4 protein-coding genes are annotated in these 2,670 nt (G+C 34.0%); all 4 read right to left on the reverse strand.

Translation table 11 applies throughout. The features are described from left to right. Nucleotides 1–345 (reverse strand): PTS transporter subunit EIIB (locus tag U0M88_RS07790; RefSeq protein WP_331869455.1); only part of this gene is annotated, 345 nt, incomplete at its 3' end. 97 nt (nt 346–442) lie between these two features. Then, nucleotides 443–1,279, reverse strand: a complete 837-nt coding sequence (locus U0M88_RS07795; protein WP_117446880.1) for a PRD domain-containing protein — start codon at nt 1,277–1,279, stop codon at nt 443–445. A 14-nt stretch (nt 1,280–1,293) separates the two neighbouring features. Beyond that, nucleotides 1,294–1,770: a PTS sugar transporter subunit IIA gene (locus tag U0M88_RS07800; protein ID WP_331869456.1), complete on the reverse strand. Its 477-nt coding sequence runs from the start codon at nt 1,768–1,770 to the stop codon at nt 1,294–1,296. A 140-nt stretch (nt 1,771–1,910) separates the two neighbouring features. Then, on the reverse strand, nt 1,911–2,489 hold the full coding sequence (gmk, locus tag U0M88_RS07805) for a guanylate kinase (RefSeq protein ID WP_117446882.1): 579 nt from the start codon (nt 2,487–2,489) through the stop codon (nt 1,911–1,913). Nucleotides 2,490–2,670 lie beyond the last annotated feature (181 nt).

A 2,670-nucleotide genomic window follows, 5' to 3' on the forward strand; every position in this document is an offset into this window, starting at 1 on the left:
ATCTAAAATATTGCCAAAGACTAAACTTAGACTCAATTTTTTCTTCTTAGTAGAAGTTTCTTCTTCATCTAAGGTATTTTCTCCTCCTAATCCTGTTTTTGTGCAAATCAGATCATAAGCATCACCAACAGCCTGTCCAATAATGATCTGATATTGATCATTTTGCCACTGACTTCCCATGACTCCTTCTATATTTTCAATTGCTTCTTTTTGGACTAAACTCTTATCTTTTAAGTTAAATCGCAAACGGGTAACACAATGCGTAAAAAAAGTCACATTCTCTTTACCTCCAATCAAATCAATAATCTGATTCGCTAATTGTTCATATTTTTGTTTTTTAGCCATATTTCTTCTCCTTTTTATCTATGCATACAATGAATGCGCGCTTATTCATTGATGATGCCAAAAATAAAACCCCAGCTTAAAATGCTGAGGTAATGCCCTATTGGTTACAATCCTCTCGACTACATAGTCGATTTATATGTAAAATCAAATATAATAATTCTTCATCAGTTAATTTCCACTCAAGATTCTGTTTGATGTATTCTCTGATATGTAAAGCGCATTGATATGGTTCTGGAAATTCCTTGACCAATTTATCAAACATCTTTTTATTTTCTGATTGTATGTCAGTATGTCCTTGTTGTCGTTTTAATAAATATTGCATATGGGTGACAAATCGAGAATAATTAAAACTTCTTTTATTAATGGAAATTTTTAGTTGTTCTTCAATCATACCGGTAATATCAGCAATCACTTTTTTATCGTCCAATGAATCTATGTTATTTCTTTGCATATTTTCCGCATTGATGAAATGCAGGGCAATTCCGGCAGCTTCATTCATTGGCAGATGTATCCCTTTTTTCTTATTGATAAAAACCACTGATCTTTTTCCTATTTCTAACTCTGTTTCATAAAGATGTTCTAAATCGTACAGAAAAGGGATGTTGATCTTCATATTTTTTTCATAACGTTGAATCGCAAAATGAATGTGATCGGCTAAGGTAAATACGACATTTGAATTGAGTTCATTCACAATTTTTGTCTTTGCATAATCCACTATTTTAGCAGAGATTTCAAAAATATCTTCAGGTATCTCATTCAACAAATCCATCAAATTAGAACTCACGCCATAATAGGTTCTGGAAATTTTATTTAAATCATGAATTTCGTAAGGCACTTTGGGAAAACCGATTCCATTTCCAAAGGCAATTAATTCTTTTCCATTGTTATCTAAACATATGGCAACATTGTTGTTGATCTTTTTAATTACCTTCATCTTCAGCCTCCTAACTATTCAAAATAAATTACTTTATCATTCTTGGCATGTACAACCTTGTTTGGTTCTATACAATGGAATTTATAATCAGCACTATTGGTTATTACCATCGGTGTTATAAGATTGATTCCTTTTTCTTTCATAAAATCAAGATCGACTTTTGCAATCAACTCACCAACTGAAACTTTTGAACCTTTCTCTTTTACACAAATAAATCCCTGGCCATTTAAATTAACAGTATCCAATCCCACATGAATTAAGATTTCTGCACCATTTCTAGCTTTAAAGCCATAAGCATGAAAGGTGTGAGCTACCATTGTAAGTTCACCATCACAAGGAGCATAAAGATTCACATCATTTAATTCAAACGCAATCCCATCCCCCATCATCTTGCTCGCAAACACTTTATCCGGAACTTCTTCAAGAGATATTGTTTTACCATTTACCGGTGAATATAAAACACATTCTTTATTCTTTTTGAATCCAAACATAAACAATCCTCCAAAATAAAAAACTCTCTTTGACATAACCATGTATTCTACAACAGGTAATGCCTCAAGAGAGTAACAATCCTTTATTACGGATTAAGCTTAGCACGCATTGAAAGCGTTGTCAATCAAAACGCTTTCAATTATTTGTTTTCTTCCAGCTCAATATGGCGTAAAATGATCGTTTCGATCAATTCTGCTGCCAATTGTGGATCATCATTACAAACGATGTATTTATACTGGTACACCATCTTCATTTCATTGCTGGCTTTGGCAAGTCTTTGTTGAACAATTTCTTCCGGTTCTGTTCTACGTCCACGGATACGTCTTTCCAATTCCTCCATAGAAGGTGGTACGATAAAGATACTGATCGCATCCGGACATTTTTCCTGTACCTGTGTAGCGCCCTGTACTTCAATTTCCAGAAGAACATTCTTTCCTTCATCGCGCAAGCGGTTGACTTCCTTTAATGGCGTTCCATAATAATTACCGACAAATTCGGCATATTCCAACAATTCACCATTCTCGATGGCCTTTTCAAACGCTTCCCTTGTGGTAAAAAAGTAATCCACACCATCTTGTTCACCTTCTCGCGGCTTTCTTGTCGTCATAGAAGTAGAATACGCCAGATTCAATCGTTCATCTTCCGAAAAAATCTTTCGTATCGTTCCTTTTCCAACACCGCTAGGCCCACTTAATATAATCAATAGCCCACGTTTCATTCCCTTTTCTCCTTTTTTTATTACTAACATTTTACACCGAATGCACACAGTGTCAAAAGAAACTTAAGAATATGTTATAATCTCGTTTTCGACAGTTTTAAAGATAAAAAGTAGCCAATTCCCCTTTAAATAAAGGACTTTTGACTACTTTTCTATTATTTATTATGTTGTATGTGTTTTG

Origin of the sequence: Faecalicoccus sp., assembly GCF_036552745.1 — a bacterium.
Taxonomy (GTDB): domain Bacteria; phylum Bacillota_I; class Bacilli_A; order Erysipelotrichales; family Erysipelotrichaceae; genus Faecalicoccus.